This is a genomic window from Bradyrhizobium sp. HKCCYLS3013 (genome assembly GCF_051167615.1).
GTDB lineage: Bacteria > Pseudomonadota > Alphaproteobacteria > Rhizobiales > Xanthobacteraceae > Bradyrhizobium.
On the sequence record NZ_JBNPTK010000005.1, the window covers coordinates 130,825 to 153,244 of the forward strand.

20 protein-coding genes are annotated in these 22,420 nt (G+C 66.1%); 7 read left to right on the plus strand and 13 right to left on the minus strand.

Annotation, left to right across the window (positions count from 1 at the left end):
* Positions 1 to 90: 90 nt before the first annotated feature.
* From ACQR1F_RS11525 to ACQR1F_RS11555, 7 genes are all read right to left on the minus strand, one after another.
* Positions 91 to 333 carry a hypothetical protein gene (locus ACQR1F_RS11525; RefSeq protein ID WP_315802728.1) on the minus strand — a complete coding sequence of 81 codons (243 nt, stop codon included), beginning with the start codon at positions 331 to 333 and terminating at the stop codon, positions 91 to 93.
* Positions 334 to 705: 372 nt separating this feature from the next.
* A complete protein-coding gene (locus tag ACQR1F_RS11530; RefSeq protein WP_315802727.1) occupies positions 706 to 1,125 on the minus strand; it encodes an acyl-CoA thioesterase in 420 nt (139 codons plus the stop codon).
* Between the two features lie 52 nt (positions 1,126 to 1,177).
* A complete protein-coding gene (locus tag ACQR1F_RS11535) occupies positions 1,178 to 1,801 on the minus strand; it encodes a flavin reductase family protein (RefSeq protein WP_434913053.1) in 624 nt (207 codons plus the stop codon).
* Positions 1,802 to 1,866: 65 nt separating this feature from the next.
* Positions 1,867 to 2,475 carry a TetR/AcrR family transcriptional regulator gene (locus tag ACQR1F_RS11540; RefSeq protein ID WP_316217391.1) on the minus strand — a complete coding sequence of 203 codons (609 nt, stop codon included), beginning with the start codon at positions 2,473 to 2,475 and terminating at the stop codon, positions 1,867 to 1,869.
* Between the two features lie 24 nt (positions 2,476 to 2,499).
* Complete coding sequence (locus ACQR1F_RS11545) at positions 2,500 to 5,640, minus strand: efflux RND transporter permease subunit (RefSeq protein ID WP_434874669.1); 3,141 nt, start codon at positions 5,638 to 5,640, stop codon at positions 2,500 to 2,502.
* 154 nt (positions 5,641 to 5,794) lie between these two features.
* The gene (locus ACQR1F_RS11550) at positions 5,795 to 6,901 is read right to left on the minus strand and encodes an efflux RND transporter periplasmic adaptor subunit (protein WP_434913054.1); all 1,107 of its coding nucleotides are present in this window, start codon (positions 6,899 to 6,901) and stop codon (positions 5,795 to 5,797) included.
* A 416-nt stretch (positions 6,902 to 7,317) separates the two neighbouring features.
* Complete coding sequence (locus ACQR1F_RS11555) at positions 7,318 to 8,649, minus strand: MFS transporter (RefSeq protein ID WP_316217374.1); 1,332 nt, start codon at positions 8,647 to 8,649, stop codon at positions 7,318 to 7,320.
* A 129-nt stretch (positions 8,650 to 8,778) separates the two neighbouring features.
* Between ACQR1F_RS11555 and ACQR1F_RS11560 the strand changes: the two genes are divergently transcribed.
* Positions 8,779 to 9,213, plus strand: coding sequence for a DUF2809 domain-containing protein (locus tag ACQR1F_RS11560; protein ID WP_315802722.1), 435 nt, complete (start codon positions 8,779 to 8,781; stop codon positions 9,211 to 9,213).
* A 36-nt stretch (positions 9,214 to 9,249) separates the two neighbouring features.
* Here the strand turns inward: ACQR1F_RS11560 and ACQR1F_RS11565 are convergent, their stop codons facing one another.
* The 4 genes from ACQR1F_RS11565 to ACQR1F_RS11580 form a co-directional block, all read right to left on the minus strand.
* Positions 9,250 to 10,212 (minus strand): alpha/beta fold hydrolase, encoded by a 963-nt coding sequence (locus tag ACQR1F_RS11565; protein WP_434839113.1) that lies wholly within the window; start codon positions 10,210 to 10,212, stop codon positions 9,250 to 9,252.
* 48 nt (positions 10,213 to 10,260) lie between these two features.
* The gene (locus ACQR1F_RS11570; RefSeq protein WP_434839114.1) at positions 10,261 to 10,818 is read right to left on the minus strand and encodes a TetR/AcrR family transcriptional regulator; all 558 of its coding nucleotides are present in this window, start codon (positions 10,816 to 10,818) and stop codon (positions 10,261 to 10,263) included.
* A gap of 125 nt (positions 10,819 to 10,943) precedes the next feature.
* Complete coding sequence (locus ACQR1F_RS11575) at positions 10,944 to 12,116, minus strand: winged helix-turn-helix domain-containing protein (protein ID WP_434913055.1); 1,173 nt, start codon at positions 12,114 to 12,116, stop codon at positions 10,944 to 10,946.
* A gap of 74 nt (positions 12,117 to 12,190) precedes the next feature.
* Positions 12,191 to 12,421, minus strand: coding sequence for a hypothetical protein (locus tag ACQR1F_RS11580; protein WP_315802718.1), 231 nt, complete (start codon positions 12,419 to 12,421; stop codon positions 12,191 to 12,193).
* Positions 12,422 to 12,805: 384 nt separating this feature from the next.
* On the opposite strand from ACQR1F_RS11580, the gene ACQR1F_RS11585 reads away from it, so the two are divergent.
* Positions 12,806 to 13,456 carry an OmpA family protein gene (locus tag ACQR1F_RS11585; RefSeq protein ID WP_434913056.1) on the plus strand — a complete coding sequence of 217 codons (651 nt, stop codon included), beginning with the start codon at positions 12,806 to 12,808 and terminating at the stop codon, positions 13,454 to 13,456.
* Positions 13,457 to 13,522: 66 nt separating this feature from the next.
* On the opposite strand, the gene ACQR1F_RS11590 is transcribed toward ACQR1F_RS11585, so the two are convergent.
* Complete coding sequence (locus ACQR1F_RS11590) at positions 13,523 to 14,851, minus strand: phospholipid carrier-dependent glycosyltransferase (RefSeq protein ID WP_434913057.1); 1,329 nt, start codon at positions 14,849 to 14,851, stop codon at positions 13,523 to 13,525.
* Between the two features lie 139 nt (positions 14,852 to 14,990).
* Between ACQR1F_RS11590 and ACQR1F_RS11595 the strand changes: the two genes are divergently transcribed.
* The 5 genes from ACQR1F_RS11595 to zigA all read left to right on the plus strand — a co-directional run bounded on the left by ACQR1F_RS11595 (position 14,991) and on the right by zigA (position 21,747).
* Positions 14,991 to 15,692 (plus strand): FecR family protein, encoded by a 702-nt coding sequence (locus ACQR1F_RS11595; protein WP_434913058.1) that lies wholly within the window; start codon positions 14,991 to 14,993, stop codon positions 15,690 to 15,692.
* Positions 15,689 to 16,855 (plus strand): hypothetical protein, encoded by a 1,167-nt coding sequence (locus tag ACQR1F_RS11600; protein ID WP_434913059.1) that lies wholly within the window; start codon positions 15,689 to 15,691, stop codon positions 16,853 to 16,855. The genes ACQR1F_RS11595 and ACQR1F_RS11600 overlap by 4 nt, the downstream gene beginning before the upstream one ends.
* Positions 16,856 to 17,005: 150 nt before the next feature.
* Positions 17,006 to 18,457, plus strand: a complete 1,452-nt coding sequence (locus ACQR1F_RS11605) for an MATE family efflux transporter (protein WP_434913060.1) — start codon at positions 17,006 to 17,008, stop codon at positions 18,455 to 18,457.
* 284 nt (positions 18,458 to 18,741) lie between these two features.
* Positions 18,742 to 19,971: a TadE/TadG family type IV pilus assembly protein gene (locus ACQR1F_RS11610; RefSeq protein WP_434913061.1), complete on the plus strand. Its 1,230-nt coding sequence runs from the start codon at positions 18,742 to 18,744 to the stop codon at positions 19,969 to 19,971.
* 570 nt (positions 19,972 to 20,541) lie between these two features.
* A complete protein-coding gene (gene zigA / locus ACQR1F_RS11615; protein ID WP_434874678.1) occupies positions 20,542 to 21,747 on the plus strand; it encodes a zinc metallochaperone GTPase ZigA in 1,206 nt (401 codons plus the stop codon).
* A 150-nt stretch (positions 21,748 to 21,897) separates the two neighbouring features.
* On the opposite strand, the gene ACQR1F_RS11620 is transcribed toward zigA, so the two are convergent.
* Positions 21,898 to 22,416, minus strand: coding sequence for a cupin domain-containing protein (locus ACQR1F_RS11620; protein ID WP_316217385.1), 519 nt, complete (start codon positions 22,414 to 22,416; stop codon positions 21,898 to 21,900).
* Positions 22,417 to 22,420 lie beyond the last annotated feature (4 nt).

The following is a 22,420-nucleotide window of genomic DNA, read 5'->3' on the forward strand; positions in this document are numbered from 1 at the left end:
CCGGCTATTCCGACGTGAATGCCAACAGGAAATTGTGTGGATGTTATGTTGGCTGCGCTGCACGCCCTCACGCCGTGACGCCTTGCCGAATCAGTGCGGATCATCCGGGACGAGCGTCGCCTTGTGCAGCGATGCATCGGCTCCGCCGAGACAGTGCTGATGCCGACCGAGCAACTGATAGATCGTGCGCAGATCCCTCAGCACCTCGACGTGATGTTCACGAAACGCGCTGAGCTGATGCTCGTAGACGCCAATCCTGCGCTCGGCATGGAGGAGCCGCTGCTGCAGCTTCTTCAGCACCTGCAAGGTCAGTTTCTCGTCGACGTCCGACATGGACTTCCTCCCACCCTGTTCGCGCAACATGCCCCCACCATTTCCCCTGTGCCGGCAATTTTTTCCGGCTGGCATTTTTTGCCTTGTTGGTCGGAAACGGACTGCCGTGATTGCTGTCCGTCCGGCGCGCCACTCGAAGCGCGCAATACGGCAGAGACGCGGCAACGCGCATCCAAGCAACCAGAACTTGCAAACATCGTAAAGACGCCTGCCCTGTGGACAGGACTTAGATCGCGCGAGATTGATCGGCGCAGACGCCGCGCGAACGTGCTCGAATGAACGCGCATCGCCGGATGCCGGTTCCTATGCCGAGCGAGCGGCATATGCCGCGCATTAACGGAGGTTATTTGCGGCCGCCGACCGCGAATGTGATCAGGTCGCGATCACGCCATCACGCTGGATCGGCTGCGGCCGGCCGCCGTCGTCGATCGAGACATAGGTGAAATTGCCGTCGGTGACGAGGATCGGCTGCTCCTCTTTCCGGCGCAGCACCCAGGCTTCGAGACGCACCGTCATCGACGTCCGGCCGACGCGGACGAGATGTGCGTAGACCGAAACGAGATCGCCGACATAGACCGCCTTGCGGAAGTTCATCGCCTCGATCGCGACCGTCACCGTGCGCGACTTCGCGACCTTGGCGGCGAACACGCCGCCGCCGACGTCCATCTGGCTGAGCAGCCAGCCGCCGAAGATGTCGCCATTGGCGTTGGTGTCCGCCGGCATCGCCAGCGTGCGGATGCAGAGATCGCCGCGGGGCTCGGTCGGCGCGGCATGGGCGGTCGCTTCGGTCACGTCGGATGGTCTCCAATTGCGGGAGCGTTCAAGAAGGCGCCAAGCAGGGCCGTCAGTCCGGCCTCGCCATTTCGAACATCGCCTCCTGCATGATCTCGAAATAGTCGCCGCGACGGCCGGCGCGGACGATCGGATGCGCGAGCGCTGTCTGGTAGACACCGTCCTTGATCAGCGTCTTGTCGATATGCACGCCGACCACCTCGCCGAGCGTCAGCCAGGCCTGGGCCTTGGTGCCGTCGGCGCCCTGCAGCTGGATGATCTGCGTCACCTTGCATTCGAACGCGACGGGGCTTTCGCCGACCCGCGGCACGTTGACGAACTTGCACGGCACCGGCGTCACGCCCGCGAGCTTGAACTCGTCGATCTCGCGCGCGACATGCGCGGCGGTCGCATTCATCTGCGTCGCAAGCCCGCGCGTCACCAGGTTCCAGACGAACTCGCCGGTGTCCTGGATGTTGGCGACCGAGTCCTTCCACTGCGTCGAGGAGAAGCCGATGATCGGCGGCGTGTAGTTGAACGCATTGAAAAAGCTGTAGGGCGCAAGGTTGACGTGCCCATCAGGATCACGCGACGAGATCCAGCCGATCGGACGCGGCGCGACGATGGCGTTGAAGGGATCGTGGCGCAGGCCGTGGCCGTTCTTCGGTTCGTAGAAATGCAGATCCCGTTCGGTCACGCCGTCGTCCCTTCCGTCATTGCGGGGAGCGCAAGCGACTTGGCTTCGCTCGAATGGCGGAGAACTTAGCTTGCAGCGCCCCTGGAACCAAGCCCTGCCAGCACGAAATCGATCATCTCGTCGATCGTCGGGCCCGGCTTGGTCGCGCATTGCGCGATCATCTGCGGATGGAAGAAGCGCATCATCGCGGTCGTCGCACATTTTGCCGCCAGCGGCAGATCGGTGACCGCGAATTCGCCGGACGCCGCGCCCTGCCCGATCACGCGGCCGATGATCTCGGTGATCAGCAGCATGTGCGCCTCGCAGACGTCCCAGCTCTCCTCCATCGCCACCGCGACCATCTCGTGCAGCTTGTTGTCGCCGACATAGCGCTCGGTGTTCATGCGATGGATCGTGCCGAGCAACTCGCGCAGCCGCGGTGCCGCCGGACCGGGCCGCTCCGCGATCGCGATGGCGGCCGCCTCGACCTGGGCCATCAGCGTGCGGGCGACCCCGCGGTGGATCGCCTTCTTCGAGTCGAAGAACCGGTAGACATTCGCCGGGCTCATGCGGAGCTCCTTGGCGATGTCGGCGACGGTCGTCTTCTGGTAGCCGATCTGTCGAAACAGGCGCTCAGCAACGACGAGAATGCGCTCGTGCGTGTCGGATTCGATATGGTCGGAAACCAGGGTCATCATGCCTGCGATCTTGTTGATCCTTCATTCGGCGGCCTCGGCCAGAGGAAGCGAAGGCCTCGGCACGTCAACGTGCTGCGCTGCGGAATGATCCGCGTCTTTCGCTCCGCGCTCGTCCAGACTCTTGCGGAACCATAGGGCATACAATCCAGGCAAGTACAGCAGCGTCAGGAAGGTTGCAACGAACAACCCGCCCATGATGGTGATCGCCATCGGGCCCCAGAACGCCGAGCGCGACAGCGGGATCATGGCCAGGATCGCCGCCAGCGCGGTCAGCACCACGGGGCGGGCGCGGCGCACCGTGGCCTCGATGATCGCGTCCTTGCGGGTCAGGCCATGGGCGACGTCGGTCTCGATCTGATCGACCAGGATCACCGCGTTGCGCATGATCATGCCGGCCAGCGCGATCAGGCCGAGCAGCGCCACGAAGCCGAACGGCGCGTTGGCGACGTTGAGCCCGAGCGAGGCGCCGACGATGCCGAGCGGCGCGGTCAGGAACACCAGGATCAGCCGCGAGAAGCTCTGAAGCTGGATCATCAGCAGGGTCAGCATCACGATGACCATCAGCGGAAACAGCACGAAGATCGACGCATTGCCCTTGGCGGATTCCTCGAACGCACCGCCCGCCTCGATCCGGTAGGCCGGCTCGAGATGATTGCGGATGTCCTGCAGCTTGGGCGAGATCTGATTGGTGACATCGGGCGCCTGCACGCCATCGGCCACGTCGGCACGGACCGTGATCGCCATGTCACGGTTGCGCCGCCACAGGATCGGCTCCTCGTGCGAATACTCGATCTTGGCGATCTGCTGCAGCGGCACCGCCACGCCGTTCTTCGAGGTGATGGTGAGATCGCCGACATGGGCGAGATCCAGCCGCTCGGACGGTGCCGCGCGCGCGACGACGCCGACCTTCTCGATGCCGTCACGGATGGTCGTGACCTGGACGCCGGAGATCAGCATCGCCAGCGACTGCGACACGTCCTGCGGGGTCAGGCCGAGCGCACGGGCACGATCCTGGTCGACGACCAGCTTGAGGTAAGGCGACTGCTCGTTCCAGTCGAGCTGCGGATCCCTGACATTCGGGTTCTGGCGCATGACGTCACGCACCTGATGGGCGATCTCGCGCACCTTGGCCGCATCGGGACCGATGACGCGGAACTGGACGGGGAAGCCGACCGGCGGACCGAAATTGAAGCGATCGACGCGGACGCGCGCTTCGTTCAGCTCGCCGTTCGCAGCCGCGGTCTCGATCTTGGCCTTGATGCGCTCGCGCGCGGCGACGTCCTTGGCGACGATCACGATCTCGGCGAAGGCCTCGTTCGGCAGTTGCGGGTTGAGGCCGAGCCAGAAGCGCGGCGAGCCCTGCCCGACATAGGCGGTGTAGGTCTCGATGTCCTTGTCGTCCTTCAGCAGCGCCTCGGCCTCGCGCGCCGCCTTCTCGGTGACACCGAACGCGGTGCCCTCCGGCAGCCGCAACTGCAGGAACAGCTCGGGGCGTTCCGACAGCGGGAAGAACTGCTGCTGGACGTGGCCGAAGGCGACGATCGATGCCGCGAACACGCCGACCGTCGCGGCGACGGTGGTGATGCGGTGATCGACGCACCAGCGCACGATGGCGCGCAGGCCGCGATACATGCGCGTGTCGTAGACCGCGTGCTCGTCATGGCCGTGATGGGCCTTCATGTCCGGCAGCAGCTTGACGCCGATATAGGGCGTGAAGATCACCGCGACGAACCAGGACGCGACCAGCGCGATGGCGACGATCCAGAAGATGCTGCCGGCATATTCGCCGACCGCGGAATTGGCGAAGCCGATCGGCAGGAAGCCCGCGGCCGTGACCAGGGTGCCGGTCAGCATCGGGAACGCGGTGGACTCCCACGCAAACGACGCCGCGCGCATCCGGTCCCAGCCCTGCTCCATCTTCACCACCATCATCTCGACCGCGATGATGGCATCGTCGACCAGAAGGCCGAGCGCAATGATGAGGGCACCAAGCGAAATGCGGTGCAGGTTCAGCCCCATGATGTTCATGACGATGAAGACGAGCCCCAGCACCAGCGGCACCGACAGCGCCACCACGATGCCGGTACGCCACCCCAGCGCCAGGAACGACACGAACAGCACGATCACCAGCGCCTCGACGAACGAATGCACGAACTCGCTGACGGCGTGCTCGACCACCTTGGGCTGGTCGGCAATCTGCTCGATCTCGATGCCCTGCGGCACGGCCTTCATGAAGTCGTCGGCCGCGGCGTGGACCTCCTTGCCGAGCTCCAGGATGTTGGCCTCCTTGGCGGTGACGACGCCGATGCCGAGCGCGGGCTTGCCCTCCTGCCGCACCTTGAAGCTCGGCGGATCGACGTAGCCGTGAGTGACGGTGGCGATGTCGCCGAGCCGGAACACCCGACCGTTGCTTTCGACCGGCGTCTCCGCCACCGCCTTGGCGCCATCGAGCGCGCCGGTGACGCGCAGCGGCACGCGCTGCGACGAGGTCTCGACCGTGCCGGCCGGTGTCACATTGTTCTGCTTGGCAAGCGAATCGAACAGCGCCTGCGGCGTGATGCCGAGCGTGGCGAGCTTGGCATGGCTGAACTCGACATAGATGCGCTCGTCCTGGGTGCCGTAGAGATTGACCTTGGTGACGCCGGCGACCTTCAGCAGGCGCTGGCGCAGACCTTCGGCGGTCTTCTTCAATTGCGCATAGTCGGCGCCGTCGCCGGTCATCATGAACAGGATCGAATCGACGTCGGAGAACTCGTCATTGACGAACGGACCGATGATCCCCGACGGCAGCGAGGACTGCACGTCGTCGAGCTTCTTGCGGATCAGGTAGAACAGATGCGGCACCTCCTTCGGCGGCGTCGAATCGCGGAAAGTCACCTGCATCGCGGTGAAGGCCGGCTTCGAATAGGTCTGCACCTTCTCGAAGTAAGGCAGCTCCTGCAGCTTCTTCTCGATGGGGTCGGCGACCTGGCTCTGCATCTCCACGGCGGTCGCGCCCGGCCACATCACCGAGACGTTGACGACCTTGACGGTGAAGAACGGATCTTCGGCGCGGCCGAGCTTCTGATAGGAGAAGAAGCCGGCGACGCCGAGCGCAATGATCAGGAACAGCACCAGCGGCGGATGATTGACCGCCCAGGCCGACAGGTTGAACCGCTTCATGGGTGCTCTCCGATGAGGACCTAGTTGCTTCGCGCTTCGGTGGCCTCAATCCTTCGAGACGGCGCTTTCGCGTCTTCTCAGGATGAGGATCTAGCCCCTCACGGTGAGGAGCGCGGCGACGCCGCGCGTCTCGAACCATGAGGCCGTCATGCCATCAGAACGTCAGCGCCGACACGACCCGCACCCTCTGGCTGGGATCGATCTTCTGCACGCCGAGCGCCACGACCTTCTCGCCCTCGTCGACGCCTGACGTGATCAGCACGTCCTTGCTGTCATAGGCCTTTACCTTCACCGGCTTCAGCGTCACCTCGCCCTTGTCGTTGACCACATAGAGCGACGGATCACGGCCCTCGCTGAACAGGGCCGACAGCGGCAGCCGCGCGACGCGCGTGGTGGCGGGATCGGCGAGCGTCAAGGTCGCGGTCATGCCGAGCGAGACGGCTTCGCCGGCGTCGGGCAGCGAGAACTTGGCGAGATAGGTCCGCGTGGCAGGGTCGGCGGCCGGCGCGATCTCGCGCAGCTTCGCCGCATATTTCTTGTCGGCCTCCGACCACAGCGTGACGTAGGCGCTGCCGGTCTTGGCGCGTTCGAGCAGCGTCTCGGGGATCGCGACCACCGCCTCTTTCTCGGCAAAGCGCGCGACCCGGATCGCGGCCTGGCCGGCGGCAACCACCACGCCCGGCTCGATCATGCTCGCGGTGACCACGCCGCGCGCATCCGCAACCAGCGTCGCATAGGACAGCGAGTTGCGGGTCAGCTCGACCGAGCGTTCGGCACGGTTGAGCCGTGCCCTCGCCTCGTCGGCGGACGCCCTGGCCTGGTCCATCTGGGCGTCGGTGGTCCAGCCCTTGGCCCGCAGCTCCTTGGCGCGGGTCTCGGCGGCGGACGCTTGCGCCAGCACGCCGGTGGCGGCGCGGAATTCGGCTTCGGCCTGCTCGGCCTGGAGCTTCAGGTCGACCTCGTCGAGCGTGGCGAGCGGCTGGCCGACATCGACGGTCTGGCCGATCTCGACCAGGCGCTTGGCGACCTTGCCGGCGACGCGGAAGCCGATATCGGCCTCGATGCGCGGGCGGATGGTGCCGACGAAGCTGCGTTCGGGCGTCTCGGCCTCATAGTGGACCGGGGCGACCAGAACCGGCCGGACCGGCTCGGCCTTCTGGGCGACGGTCTCATTGCACCCGGCCAGGGCGACGGCCATGGTGGCCAGCGCAAGACCGGTCAACAGCTTGGAATAGCTCGCGAAAATCAGGCGGATCAACATGGCGCACCCTCGCTGCAGTTGCGAGCGAGTGTCGAATGTTGAGTGATGATTGTCAATATTCGTCAGTGATCATGACTTCGTGAACATCTGGACACGTTGCCGCAGGTGCTCGTTGGCGCGGCAGGCGCTCTTGGGGAGCTCCCCCCAGCCAAGGCGACGGCGGCAGCCGTCGAACCCGGAATCCCGCGCTGGTCGGCACCATCCTCCTCATCTCGAGCTTCGGGTTCGGTCGGCTGATGCAGCCTGCCAACGAACGTCCGCGCGGCCGCCGCGGATCGCCCCCGCCTCGACCCCGCGGAGCGCACGTGCCCTTGCCTGGAAGCCACAACAAAGAGCCCGGTCGAGACCGGGCCCTTCGTCACCTCACTCGATGGGCGATCTCAAGCCTCTGCAATCGTCAGCCGATTGTGCGGTCGCTATTCCGCCGGCGCCTGGCCGGCGAACTCCACCTTGCTCTCATGGCCGCCGAAGAACACCAGCAGCCCGGCGATCAGCGGCAGCACCGACAATGCGAGCAGGCCGTGGGTGGTGGAGCCCGTGGTGTCCTTGATCCAGCCGACCAGATAGGGGCCGCCGAAGCCCGCGAGATTGCCGATCGAGTTGATCAGCGCGATGGCGCCGGCCGCGGCCGTGCCCGACAGCCACGCCGTCGGCAAGGTCCAGAATACGCCGAAGACGCAGAACACGCCGATCGCCGCAACCGTCAGCGCGACCATGGTGAGCGTGGGATCGCCGATCACGCTCGAGGCGGCCAGCGCCACCGCGATCAGGATCAGTGGCGCGCCGACATGCACGACGCGCTCGCGCGTCGCATCCGAATGCCGCGCCCACAGGATCATCGCCACGGTGCCGAACGCATAGGGGATCGCGGTGACGAAGCCGGTCTGCACATTGCTCAGTCCGAACGCCTTGACGATCTGCGGAAGCCAGAACTGCATGCCGTAGAGCGCGCCGACGAAACCGAAATAGATCAGGCTGAGCACGATCACCTTGGGCGACGACAGCGCCTCACCGAGCGTCATGTGTCCGGCGGCCTGCTTCGCCGCGGTCTCGGCCTCGAGCTTTGCCGCGAGCCAGGCCTTCTGCTCCGCCGACAGCCAGGTCGCGTGCTCCGGCCGGTCGGTCAGGTAGAACCAGGTGACGACGCCGAGGATGACCGAGGGGATGCCCTCGATGATGAACAGCCACTGCCAGCCCTGCAGTCCCATCAGGCCGTGCAGGCCGAGCAATAGGCCCGACACGGGCGCGCCGATCACGGTCGAGATCGGCACGGCGACCGCAAAGGCGGCGAGGAAGCGCGCGCGATACTGCGCGGGGTACCAGTAAGTGAGATAGAGGATGATGCCGGGGAAGAAGCCGGCCTCGGCGACGCCGAGCAGGAAGCGCAGCGTGTAGAAGCTCCACGGGCCCGAGACCAGCGCCATCAGCGCCGAGATGATGCCCCAGGTCACCATGATGCGCGCGATCCAGCGGCTGGCGCCGAACTTCTCCAGCGCCAGATTGCTCGGCACCTCGAAGATGAAATAGCCAATGAAGAAGATGCCGGCGCCCCAGGCGAACACCAGCGGCGAGAACTTCAGCTCGGCGTTCATGGTCAGCGCGGCGAAGCCGAGATTGACGCGATCCAGATACGAGAAGAAATAGGCCAGCACCAGGAACGGGATCAGCCGCCAGGAGATGGCGCGGATGGTCGCGGCCTCGATGTCGGAGCGGCCAGGCGCGGCCGGGGTGGTGGCGGACGGACTCATCGATCTCCTCCCGGGAGCATTGCAGACATTGGTAGTTGATGGGCGGTGTTGAGCATCGGTCGTGGCAAGTCAATCGGAAAACCTGAAACCCCACAGCCCGTCGGCGCATCGCGGGGGCGCGGCACGCGCATGACGCTCTCGTCACCCGGGATGCTCGCCCGCGCTGACAGGCGCCGCCGCGCAGCACGAGCGCTCGCGACGGCGCTGATCGTGATCGCGCTCGGGCTTGGCCTGCGTTTCCACGGTCCCGGCCTCGGCCTTCCCGCCTTGATCGTCAAGTATGGCGGCTCCGTGCTCTGGGCGACGATGGTCTATATGCTGCTCGTCGCGCTGCTGCCGCGAATGGCGGTGGGGCAGATCGCCGGCCTCGCGCTCGCCATCGCCGCCATCGTCGAAGCCTTCAGGCTGATCCACACGCCCTGGCTCGACAGCTTTCGCCTGACGCTGGCGGGCGCGCTGCTGCTCGGCCGCATCTTCTCACTGTGGAACATTGCCGCCTATGTGGTCGGCATCCTCATCGGCGTCTGGATCGACCGGATCGCGATGCGGCCGGCTTCGGCATAGGCTTGCCCCGGGCAAGCTACGACATCGCGCGAGAGCTCAGCCCGACGCGGTACAGACGCGGCTGAAGAAGGCGTCCAGCTCCTCGGCCAGAACGGCAGGCTGCTCTTCCGGAATATAGTGGCCGCACGAGGAGATGGTGATGCCCTCCACTTGATCAGCGACCTCCCTGAGCGGCGCGGCCATGTCCACGATCGATCCCTGGTCGGCGCCAACGGCCAGCACCGGCGGCTTCAGCCTGCCCCTGGCTTTCAGTTCGCGGTTCTGAAGCGCTGACAGTGCGGCGGCACGATAATAGGCGAGCCCGGCGCGCAAGCCGCCGGCCTTGGTCAGCACGCGGGCATATTCGTCGAGATCGCATTCGGAGAACGCTTCTGGACTGGCCCCCTTCCGCCGCAGGAACCAGGCGAGATAGTCGCGTTCGCGGCCATGGATCAGCATCTCCGGGAGATCCGCGACGGCGTGGAACGCGAAGTGCCAGGTGCGCCACGCGCGGTCTGGCGCGAACGGCAACGCCTCGGGCAAGGTGACGCCGGGAATTCCTGCATCGAGCAGGGCCAGGCTGCGCACCTCGGCTTCAAACAAGGCCGCATAGGGATAGGCCACCCACGCGCCGATATCGTGGCCCACCAGATGATAGCTGGTGAGGCCGAGCTGCTGCAGCAGGCGATGCACCGCCGTGGCCAGGGCCTGCGTGTCGTAGCCGTCGGCTGGCCGGTCCGAGTCACCCTGTCCTGGGAAATCGACGGCAATGACCCGATACCGCGACCCGAGCAGCGGCATGACCTTGCGCCAGGCAAACCAGCTTTCGGGAAAGCCGGCGAGCAGCACCACGACATCGCCAGCCGGCGGACCACCGCTGACATAGTGCAGCCGGACGCCGTCGACGGTTTCGAAGCGATGGGTGAATCCCGGCAGCGACGGCTCGGCGCGACTGAACGGCTCCGCCGCGACCAGCCGCGGCGGAGTTTTGGCAGGGATGGCGTTCATCAACTCGGGCATTGATCATTCTCCTATTATAGAACAAACGTTTCCTATTTTGGCACGACATCATGCGAGCAACGCCGCGGCCTGATTTGCGACGCTCATCATCTCGCTCCTTGCACGCCCCGTCTTGCCAACCACCCGCAGCCCTTGGATCACGCAGAAGAGCGCGCCCGCGACGGCTTCCGGGTCGAGCGCCGGCCGGATCGATCCGTCGGCCTGTCCCAACTTGATCAGGTCGCGCAACAAGGTCTCAACCCGGCGCAACGCCCCCCGGACCTTGGCGGCAGCCTCCGCATTCAAGGTAGCGAGCTCGGTCGCGCTGGTGACGACGAGGCAGCCGCGCCGGCCTTCGCTGTCGCTGGCGGATTCCGCGTAGAACTGCAGCAAGGCCTTGAGCTTGTCGCGTCCGCTGTGGTGTGAATCGAGGCAGTCGCGAACCTGCCGGTCGCGGCGCGCGATGTAGTGATCGAGCGTCGCCAGAAAGATCGCGTGCTTGTCCGCGAAGGCCTTGTAGAGGCTTCCGGTGGTGAGCTTCATGGCAGCGCGCAATTCGGCCAGCGACGCGCCGTGGTAGCCGCGCTCGCTGAAGACCACCAGGGCCCTGTTCAGGGCAGTGTCCATATCGAACTCGCGCGGCCGACCGGGGCCGCGGCGCTCGGATGAATTCGTTCGTGACCGCGTCATTCCTCCTTTTAGGAAACATTCGTTTCCAAATCAAGAGATCGAACGATTCTCCGGCGGAAAGGTCAGTCTCCAAGTTGAAACCGCTGGAACCGGTGCAATTCGTCCTCGATCTCCCGCTTCAGCGCCTTGCGCAGCTCGCCACGCGCGGCCTTGCCCGGGCCGACCCAGCTCCATTTCTGCATCAGGAGCTTACCGTTCTGGCGGTCGGTCTTGAGGTCGAGCGCGGCGACGATCTCGTCGCCGACCAGGACGGGCAGCGCGAAATAGCCGAACAGGCGCTTGTCCTTCGGGACATAGGCCTCGAAGCGATGATCGTAGTCGAAGATCGCCTGCGTCCGCTTGCGCTGGATGATCAGCGGATCGAACGGCGACAGGATGTGCACGCGCGCCGGATCGATTTCGACCGGCTCGTCCAACGCTGCTGGCGTCGCCCAGTGCTCCTGCTTGCCGGCGCCCTCCAGCGCCACCGGCACAAGCGTGCCGCGCCTGACCCTGGCATCGATCACCCGGCGCACCGCGGCCTTGCTGGGGGCATTGAGATGGCAGAGCGAATCGAGGCTGACGACGCCTTGCGCGCGCAGGCCGCGGTCGAGCAGATAGGCTGCGATCTCGCGATCGTTGGCGCCCTTCGGCAGCCGTTCCCAGCCGAAATGCCGGGTGGTGAGGTCGTAGGTCTTGAGCATGCCGTCGCGGCCCGACACCGTCAGCACGCCCTCGTAGAAGCCGAGCTGCAGCGCGCGCTTCGACGGCTTGCGGCTGGCCCAGGCGTGGTCCTTCTCGCGCAGCACGTCGTCGTCGATGTCGCGGATCGTCAGCGCGCCGCCTTGGCGGATCAGCCGCATGACCTTGCGCGTATCCTCCGGCTTCACGGTGGTGAGCCAGCGATGGCCCTCGCGGCGGTGGCGGCGCATCGCCGGAACGAAGTAGCGGAAGTCCTGCACCGGAATATAGGACAGCGCGTGGGTCCAATATTCGAACACGGTCTTGTCCGCGCTCTGCGCCTGCCTGAGATCGGCGCGGCGATAGGCGGGAATGCGGCTGAACAGGATGTGGTGGTGGCAGCGCTCGATGACGTTGATGGTGTCGATCTGCACATAGCCGAGATGGGCGATGGCGGCGGCAACGGCCTCGGGGCCCGCGCCGAAAGGCGCCTCGGCATCGAGCCGCTGCGCGCGCAGCCAGATGCGGCGCGCCTGCGGCTTGGAGAGCGGGATGGGCGTGGAAACGGCGGGCATGCCGCGCAATGGTGCGAGATTCGCCCCCGCTCCCGCAACGGCGAATCAGGCCGACGGGATCCCCTTGCGGAACCTCAAGGCTTGGACTTGTCCGGAATGCTGCCGGTGGCGATCTCGGCCTTGCAGCTGGCGCGGCCGGGATCGGGCGCACGGCATTTGTAGATGCGGCCGGTCAGGCGGTCGACCAGCCAGGCCGTATCCTCGGAGGGACTTTCCAGGCCGACATAGCGGTTGCCGACAGCCGTGAACAGCGTCGACAGCAGGATCGATGCGGCAATGATCCCTGCTCCAATCAGCGTCGACATGGAACCGGACGATCCCGCCTGATCCTGGCTGCTCGCCCGATGGGACTGATAGTCGCGCCTGTGCGATGGGTTGAACACGGCTCTGCTTTTCTGTTCGCGTTTCTTGACTACGAATCCACTCGCCGTTCGCGTCCCTCAGGTTTGCGATTTTTTCCCGGCGAGCGCTATCCGGTAGAACCGCATCTGGCCGATTTGTTGTTCGCGGACCGGCCACCTGCCGATCGCTTTGCGGCAGCGCGCAGCGCGTCCCGCAAACCACTCGCTTCGCCCCTCGACGGCCGCCCGGCCCGGCAACGTGACGTCGATCACATTGGACGCTTTGAACCCGTTCTATCGTTCACGCATCCAATGGCCATAGGGCATGACGACCCGAGGATAACGACGATGACCCCATATTTTGGACGTTTTGCATTTCAGGCGGCGGCGTTCTCCGCGATGCTGGCAATCGGCGCAGGCACCGCTTTCGCCGGCGAGGCCGTGTCGGCCGACAAGATCCTCAACGCGCTGAAGCCGAAGGCCGTGACGCGCGGCATCTCGATCGGACCGCAGGCGAACCCGCAGGCCGACACGGCGACGCAGGCGAAGCAAGCGGCCTTCATCGACAGCATGCGCAACCGCAAGACCCGCTCGCTGTCGCTCGGCGAGCGCGAACAGATCGCCGAGATCGCGGCGACCAAGCCCAAGATCGATCTCGAGATCCAGTTCGACTACAATTCGGCCGACATCAGCAAGGCCTCGATGCCGGCCGTGCAGGAGCTTGGCAAGGCGCTGTCCGATCCGAACCTGAAGGGCTCGACCTTCGTGGTCGCCGGCCATACCGACGGCATCGGCAGCGACGGCTTCAACCAGGATCTCTCGGAGCGCCGCGCCGACACCATCAAGCGCTATCTGGTCGAGAAGTTCGCCCTCCCCGGCCAGGACCTCGTCACGGTCGGCTACGGCAAGACCAAGCTCAAGGACGCGGCCAACCCGGCCGATCCGCTCAACCGGCGGGTCCAGGTCGTCAACATGGACACCAAAACCGCGGCGAAGTGAGCGCTCCGCCGCGCATCGCCCCGCCTGCTTACGGTCCCTGGCGGGCGGGGCGCTTTTTGTCCGCGTTCAGATCCAGCTCTGGAACAGCATCAGCCGGGTGAAGGTCTGCATCGTCGTGCCTATGAAGGCGGCGCTGATCGGCAGCATCGCGACGAAGCCCAGGATCGCGACGGCGACATAGCTCACCAGCACCCAGCGCGGCCAGCGTCGCAGCGCATGGACGAGCGCGAGGCTCGCCAGCGTCGCCGACGGCAGGTAGTAGTAGATGAAGCTCAGCGCGCGCGGCAGCAGCGCCCAGGGCAGATAGCAGCCGAGATAGAACGCCAGGATCAGGAACGCCGTCGCGCTGCGCGTCGCGATGAAATCCCGGGCGCAGATCGCGAGCGCGGCCAGCGCCGGCCACAGCACCAGCGGATTGCCGAGCAGCACCACCGCGGCGATGTCGGTGTCACCATTCTTGTCGAACAGGAACCAGACCGGACGGACCAGCAGCGGCCAGGTCGGCCACGCGCTCATATAGGTGTGGCCGGCGATCGCCGTGGTGACGCTGTCGGCGAAGATGCGCCGCTGCGCCTCGAAGATGCCCATGACGGACAGGCCGTACAGCGGGACGAAGGTCGCGAGATAGCAGACAGCAGGCATCGCGACGAGGCACAGCACGATCTGCAGCCAGCTCAGTTGCGGCCATTGCTCGGGCCGATACCAGTCGGTCGGCTCGCCATCGCCGAACGAGGTCTGCCAATGCTGGAACAGCTTGATGAGACCGACGATGAGAAGCGCCGTCAAGAGCGGAAACAGCCCGCTCCATTTGCAGGCGATCGCAAGGCCGAACAGCGCCCCCGCCAGCGCGAACACGACCTGCGGCCGGCGCTGCCTGAACGAAAACAGGAACGCCGCGATCCCGAGCAGGCTGAAGGCGAGCGCACCGATGTCGAGCATCGCGATGCGCGCCTGGACGAACAGCATCTGGTTGAAGGCCGCGAGCAGCGCCGCCGCGATGGCGGGCCATTGCGCCGCGAACAGCGCCAGGCCGCACAGATAGATCGCGGCGACGGCGAGCCCGCCGAGCACGGTACCGGGATAGCGCCATGCGAAGGCATTGTCGCCGAACGTCCTGATCGACAGCGCAATCAGCTCCTTGGCGAGCGGCGGATGCATCGGGTTGAGCTGCGGCGTTGCCGGCGCCAGTCCCAGCATCTGCCGCGCCGCCGGCACGTAATGCACCTCGTCGAAGACGAATTTCGGCGGCGAGGCGAGCCCGATCATCAGCACGACGTGCGCGATCGCGAAGATCAGCAACGCCGTCATCACGCAGCGGCGGACCGACAGAGCGCCATCCTGCGCAACCTCGCCGTCATCTTCGTCGTCATCCCGGCGAGCAGCAGATACCTTCATGGGCCTCCGCGTTGAACTGATCCCACGGTGACGGCAACTAACCACCGAACGGTCATCGAGGCAAACTTGTGCCCATTTTACAACAACCCCGCGCGCCGTCTTCGGCTAGATTGAGCAGGGAACGACCTTCGGTGTGGATATGAGCCTGCGTCGCCGAACCTGTGTCGCTGCGATCTCGGCCGCCGCCCTGCTGGGCGTCGCGGGCGGCGCGAGCGCCGACGGCCGCATCGGCGAAGCCGTGCTGGTGCAGAAGGACGTGCTGCGCGTTGCAGGCGCGTCGAGCAGCCCGATCAATCTCGGCGACGGCGTCGTGCGCAACGAGACCGTGCGCACCGGCAATGACAGCGCCGCGCGGCTCGTCATGATCGACAGCACCAATCTCTCGCTCGGCGCCAACGCCACCCTGACGCTCGACCGCACCGTCTTCAACGACGAGACCAGCTATCGCGACATCGCGATCCGGCTCGGCACCGGCGCGTTCCGCTTCGTCACCGGCCATTCCGAGAAGACCGCCTACAAGATCAACACGCCGCTCGCGACCATCGGCGTGCGCGGCACCATCCTCGACATCCGCTCGCAGCGCGGCCAGACCATGGTTGTGCTGCAGGAAGGCGCGTCGCGGGTCTGCACCCTCACCTTCCAATGCCTCGAGCTGACCCAGCCCGGCGACACGGCCATCATCACCGCAACCGGCAACGGCCGAAGCGCGATCAAGAAGACCAGCAATCCGTCCTGGAGCTTTGCGGCGAGCTGCGCGTCGACATCGGGCCTCTGCACGGTCACCGATCTCGCCAGCAATGCGCCGCCGCAGGACTTCACCGGCATCCTGTGCGGGCGATGACGATGAGGACGCGCCGCGGTCAGCTTGCTCTCCTGATGACGGCCATCGCCGGCGGGCTGCTCGCGCTCGCCCTGCAAGCCGCGCCAGCCGCCGCGCAGAGCAATTGCGGGGTGGACAATTTCGCGGCGGCGCCGTGCCCGACCCCGTCGCCGTCTCCGACCTCCTCGCCCACCGCGACGCCGACGCCGTCGGCCACGCCGACATCGACCGCCAGTCCGACGCCGACGCCCTCGCCCTCGAGCACGCCGACCCCGTCGCCGTCGCCCACCGGCGCGGGAAACAGCGCCAACGCGATCAACGGCCTCGCCGACCAGCGCTTCAACCAGATGATCACCAACCGCGTGCTCGGGCTGGTGCTGCTCGGCGTCAACGAGCAGGTCAACTGCAGCGACTGCGTCAGCGCGTTCGGCTCGGCCGGCTCGTTCTCGGCGGGCATCCATGGCCGCAAGCAGCTCACCAGCAATATGGCGCTGCTCGCCGGCCTCGCCTACACGCACTACGACGAGAACGGCTATCACGTGACGTCTGCGCCGATCGGCGCCTTTGCGCTGCGCTACGACTTCGCCGACTGGGGCTCGTCGCGGCCGTTCTTCGACGTCGGCACCATCCTGACGCCCTATGAGCGCGTGCGCTACGGCCGGAGCTATGCGACGAGCCTCGGCAACGTCACCGTGGACGGCACCACCACGGCATCGAACTACGCGGTCTATGGCCGCGCCGGCTGGATCAGCCGGTTCTCGCCGCGCGACGAGCTCGCGGCCTCGGTCGAGCTGTGGCAATTGTGGCAGCACGTCGCCGGCTATCGCGATCCCACGGTGGCCTTCAACCCGTTCGACGCGACGATCGCCGGCGGCACCGACCGCACCAGCCTGGTCAAGGTCGGCGGCCAGTGGACCCACCTGTTCGGCACGAGCATCGAGGCCAACATCAATGGCGGCTACGTCCAGTCGTTCGCGACCAGCTCCGGCATCGTCGCGACCGTCACCGGCAACGGCACGGTGACGCCGACCATGGGCAACCAGGGCTGGTTCGAATATGGCGGCCGGCTCGGCTTCCGCCTGCCGCAGGGCTGGATCGCCGACCTGTTCGTCAACGGCACGCTCGGCCCGCAGCCGGTCGGCAACACCATCCACGGCGGCATCGGCCTGCGCGTCCATTACTAGCGGGCCGCCCCGGCGCAGCGGATCACCCTGCTCCGCCAAATTTTCATGATCGGCCTGCGCCCGCGTCGCCTTGACCCGCGCCCGGCGGCGGACCTATTGAATGATGATCGTCATTTCAATGCAACGGCTCGCCAGGCGCGCGGAGATCCGATGGACGTATCCACCCAGGCGACCAGCGAGGCCCGGCGTAGCGGCACGGCAGCTCCGGAGGCGCCAACGCCGCTTGTCACGCCGGCCCCGGCTCCGTCGCGCGCCAAGGCCGAATCGGTCCGCACTTCACTCCTCTCCGGCCCGGTGCTGCCGACGCTGTTCCGGCTGGCGCTGCCGACCATGACGGTGCTGGTGGCGCAGACCGCGGTCAACGTCGCCGAGGCCTACTACGTCGGCTTCCTCGGCACCGATGCGCTGGCCGGCGTCGCGCTGGTGTTCCCGATCTTCATGCTGATGACGATGATGTCCAATGGCGGCATCGGCAGCGGCGTCTCCTCGGCGGTGGCGCGCGCCGTCGGCGCCGGGCACAACGCCGATGCCGATGCCATCGCGTTCCATGCGATCGTGCTGGCGGTGATCGCCGGCGGCCTGTTCACGCTCGCGACCGCCCTGCTCGGCCCGGCCCTGTATCACGCGCTCGGCGGACGCGCAGGCGCGCTGGAGGCGGCGCTGCGCTACTCCAACTATCTGTTCGCCGGAGCCATCCCGGTGTGGATCGTCAACCTGCAGGCGGCGGCGCTGCGCGGCGCCGGCAATGTGCGGGTGCCGGCGCTGGTCACCCTGGTCGGCGCGCTGGTCATGATCCCCGCCTCGCCGCTGCTGATCTTCGGCCTCGGTCCGCTGCCGGGGCTCGGCATCGCCGGCGCGGGCATCGCCTTCGGCCTGTATTACTGCGGCGCCATGCTGGTGCTGGTGCGCTATATGGCCTCCGGCCGCTCCAGCCTGCATGTGCGCGTTGCGCCGCTGCAGGCCCGGCTGTTCGCCGACATCCTGAGGGTCGGACTGCCGACCGCGCTGAACGCGGTCATGGTCAATCTCACCGTCATCCTGGTGACCGCGCTCGCCGGCCGCTTCGGCACCTCCGAGCTCGCCGCCTACGGCATCGCCTCGCGGCTCGACTACATCATGATCCCGATCCTGTTCGGACTGTGCACGGCCACCCTGACCATGGTCGGCATCAATGTCGGCGCCGGACAGCGCGGCCGTGCGCGCCGCATCGCCTGGATCAGCGCCCTGGCGGGCGCGGCGCTGGTCGGGACCATCGGCGTGATCGTGGCGCTGCATCCGCCGCTCTGGCTCGGCCTGTTCAGCCGCGACGCCGAGGTTGTGCGCGAGGGCGCGACCTATCTGCGCACCGTAGCGCCGGCCTACGCCGCGCTCGGCTTCGGCTTCGTGCTGGCTTTTGCCGGCCAAGGCGCGGGGCACGTGCTGTGGCCGTTCGTCGGCTCCGCCCTGCGCGTGCTGATCGCGGCGGGCGGCGGCTATGCCGCCATCGTCATGCTCGGCGGCGGCATGGCCTCGCTCGCCGCGATGGTCACGCTGTCGCTCGTCGCCTACGCACTCGTTTGCTGCCTCGTTCTCTCGCCCCGGATCTGGCGCTCGCGCGCTTAGCGGACACTAACCGGCAAGAGCAATTCAAACGACCTGCAACTCACAAGCGGCCACCGCCGAATACAAGCAATTCGCGCGGCTACTACCAGTGAGTGGTGCGAACAAGCACCTCTCGATGATCCGGCAAATACACTGATAACCTTCGGCTTCCGCAACGACGTCGCAGGGTTCCTTTACGGAACCGGATTCAGCATGCGGTAATGTCTGGCCGCCACTTCCTTGCAGCACGGGCTCGCATCCGCCGGCGTCGAGCCTCGGACAGCCATCAGCAGGAAGCGTTGCACATGACCGTATCGATTTCGTCGAAGACACTTCGCGATCTGGCATGGAGATTTGGCCGCGCGAAGGACGGCCAGATCAGCATGATCTTCGCCATCACCATCATCCCCATCCTGGTGTCGGTCGGCGCCGCCGTCGATTTCGCCAAGTCCAGCGACACCAAGGCGCAACTCCAGAAGTCGGTCGATGCCGCGGTCCTCGCCGGCGTGACCCAGGCCAGCGCGCAGCAGGTCTCGACCGCGAGCGCGGTGTTCTCGGGCAGCTTCAAGGGCCGGTTCGGCAGCGGCACATCGGCGACCTTCACGCCCAACGGCGACGGCTCGCTGTCGGGCACCGCGACGACCACGGTGAAGACCTCGTTCCTCAACGTCATGGGCACGACGTCGCTCGGCGTGACGGCGTCCGCTACGGCGAAAGCCGGTGCGCAGGCCAGGTCGCCGGTCTGCATCCTGCTGGTCAGCACCATCAACGCGCAATCGTTGCTGGTGAATTCCGGCGCCCAGCTCAATGCGCCGAGCTGCGAGGTTCACGTGCTGTCGACGCAGAGCCCGGCGGCGATGTTCAACGCCACGCTCAACGTCAAGCGCATCTGCATCAAGGGCACCAACATCACCAAGAACGGCGGCGTCACGCCGCCGGCCGAGACCGGCTGCGCGGCGATCGCCGATCCCTTCGCCGGCAAGCTGCCCGCCATCACGGTGGGCGCGTGCACCACCAACAACAAGGTCTACGATCCCGGCTCGGTCACGCTCAGCCCCGGCGTGTATTGCGGCGCGACCAATTTCAACGGCTCGGGCACGCTGACGCTCAATCCCGGCCTCTACATCATCAAGGGCGGCGCGATGACCTTCAATTCGGGGTGGACGGTGACGGGCAGCGGCGTCACCTTCTACCTCGTCGACCAGAACGCGACGCTCACCTTCAACGGCAACGTCAATGCGACGCTGTCGGCGCCGACCAGCGGCACCTACGCCAACATCCTGATGTACGAGCCGTCAGGCCTGTCGACGACGAACCTGCCGATCAACGGCACCAGCAGCTCGTCCTACACCGGCCTGATGTACCTGCCGAGCCGCAACGTCACCATCAACTCGGTCTCGACCATGAGCAGCAACAGCGTCACGATGGTGTTCAACACGCTGATCCTCAACCAGACCAACTGGGCGATCGCGCCCGGCGCGCTGTCGATGTCGGCGACCAGCGGCCCGGCCGGCACGGCGTTTTTGTCGAAGTAGCTTGCTGCATATGAGGCACGCTCCAGCCGCAATGACGGTGCGCCCCCTCTCCCCGTTCTTCACGGGGAGAGGGGTGGGGTGAGCGGCAGCCGCACGAGCGGTTTGAGTCCATAGCCTCCACCCGTCTCACCTGAATCACAGAGATTCGGATCACATCACGAACGTCCTCACGCCAAGAAAGAACGGACCTAACAACTAAGACTTCTTGTGTGGCTGCCCCTCACCCCGACCCTCTCCCCGTAAGAACGGGGAGAGGGAGCGCACCAGTCGTTGTTCTTGCAGCGTTGTTCTTGCAGCGTCGCTCCTGCAACATCGCTCAAGCGGATCGGTGTCCCGACGGTTCTAAAGCACACCGCTGAACCTGCTCTGCTCCTTGAGGCCGACGCCTGCCCCGCGCGTCCACAGCCCGCGGCAAGACCCCACGTCATCACGCCTCTCACACCTTTGTCACACACTCTCCCTTGACACCCAGCGCGACTTGAGATGATGTTATGTTATAACATAACGATTGAGGCCGCATGCCCGTTCGCTGGCACCGACCCCTTCCCCTGAAGAGGCTGTTCGATCTCGATGCGCAAACTCCCCGTCACGGTCTTGTCCGGCTTCCTCGGGGCTGGGAAGACCACTTTGCTGAACCACGTCCTGAACAACCGCCAGGGTCTGAAGGTGGCGGTGATCGTCAACGACATGAGCGAGGTGAACATCGATGCGGACCTCGTTCGCGATGGCGGTGCCAATCTGTCACGGACGGATGAGCAACTGGTCGAGATGACCAATGGCTGCATCTGCTGCACCCTGCGCGACGACCTGCTGAAGGAAGTCCGCACGCTGGCCGAGAGCGGTCGTTTCGACTATCTCGTGATCGAGGCCACCGGCATTTCAGAGCCGCTGCCGGTGGCGGCGACCTTCGACTTCCGCGACGAGCATGGCATGAGCCTGTCGGATGTCGCGCGCCTCGACACGATGGTGACGGTGGTCGACGCGGTCAACCTGCTCAAGGACTATTCGTCGTCCGACTTCCTGACTGACCGCGGCGACCAGTTCGACGGCGACCGGCGCGCGCTGGTCGATCTGCTGGTCGAGCAGATCGAGTTCGCCGACGTGATCGTGCTCAACAAGGTCGACGATGCCAGCGGCGATCAGCGCGACGCCGCGCGCAAGATCATTCGCGCGCTCAATCCGGACGCCGACATCATCGAGACCAGCCAGGGCCGTGTGCCACTGGAGCGCGTGCTTGCGACCGGGCGCTTCGACTTCGACCGCGCCCAGCAGCACCCGCTCTGGTACAGCGAGCTCTACGGCTTCGCCGACCATGCGCCGGAGACCGAGGCCTATGGCGTAACGAGCTTCGTCTACCGCGCCCGGCGGCCGTTCATTCCGGCCCGCTTCGACCGGTTCCTGCGCGAATCCTGGCCGGGCGTGATCCGCGCCAAGGGCCATTTCTGGCTGGCGACCCGGCCGCAATGGCTCGGAGAGATCAGCCAGGCCGGCGCCATCGTCCGCACCAGCGCGCTCGGCTTCTGGTGGGCTGCGGTACCGCAGAAATTGTGGCCCGAGGACCTCGACTGGCGCACGCGCATGCTCGGGCGCTGGGACGAGGTCTATGGCGACCGCCGCCAGGAGATCGTGTTCATCGGCAGCAACATGGATGAGGCGGGCCTGAGCGCGCGGCTCGACGCCTGCCTGCTGCCGGGGAAGCCCGCGATGGATGTCGCCGCATGGGCGCGGCTGTCGGATCCGTTTCCGGTCTGGCGCCGCGCCGACGAGGCGGCCTGATCGGCATTCATCCGAACTGCGGCTCGAGACAACGAACCGCGAGACACACGCGCGACAGTCGCCCCTGCTTCGCGTGTGAGAGGGAGGGCGGTATAGCCACTCCCTGCCCGGCGGAGCCGTCGCGAGACGGCTCCGCCATTTCCTTGATGGCTACGGCTTCGACTCGGCGGGATCGCGGTGCACCGGATCGATCCACAGCACCGTCTCCGGCTTCTCGACCGGCTCGATGTCGATGTTGATCGCGACCGCCTCGCCGTCGCTGCGCACCAGCACGCATTCCAGCACTTCGTCCGGGCTGGCGTTGATCTCCTGGTGCGGCACATAGGGCGGCACGAAGATGAAGTCGCCGGGGCCGGCCTCCGCGGTGAATTGCAGCCGATCGCCCCAGCGCATCCGCGCCTTGCCCTTGACGACGTAGATCACGCTTTCGAGATGGCCGTGATGATGCGCGCCGGTCTTGGCGTCCGGCCGGATCGTGACGGTGCCGGCCCACAATTTCTGCGCGCCGACGCGCGCGAAGTTGATCGCGGCCTTGCGGTCCATGCCCGGTGTCGACGGCACGTTGCCATCGAGCTGATGACCCGGAATGACGCGGACGCCGTCGTGCTTCCAGCGCTCGTCGCCGTGATCGTGGGAATGGCCGTGCGTGTGATCGTGAGAGCCTGACATGATT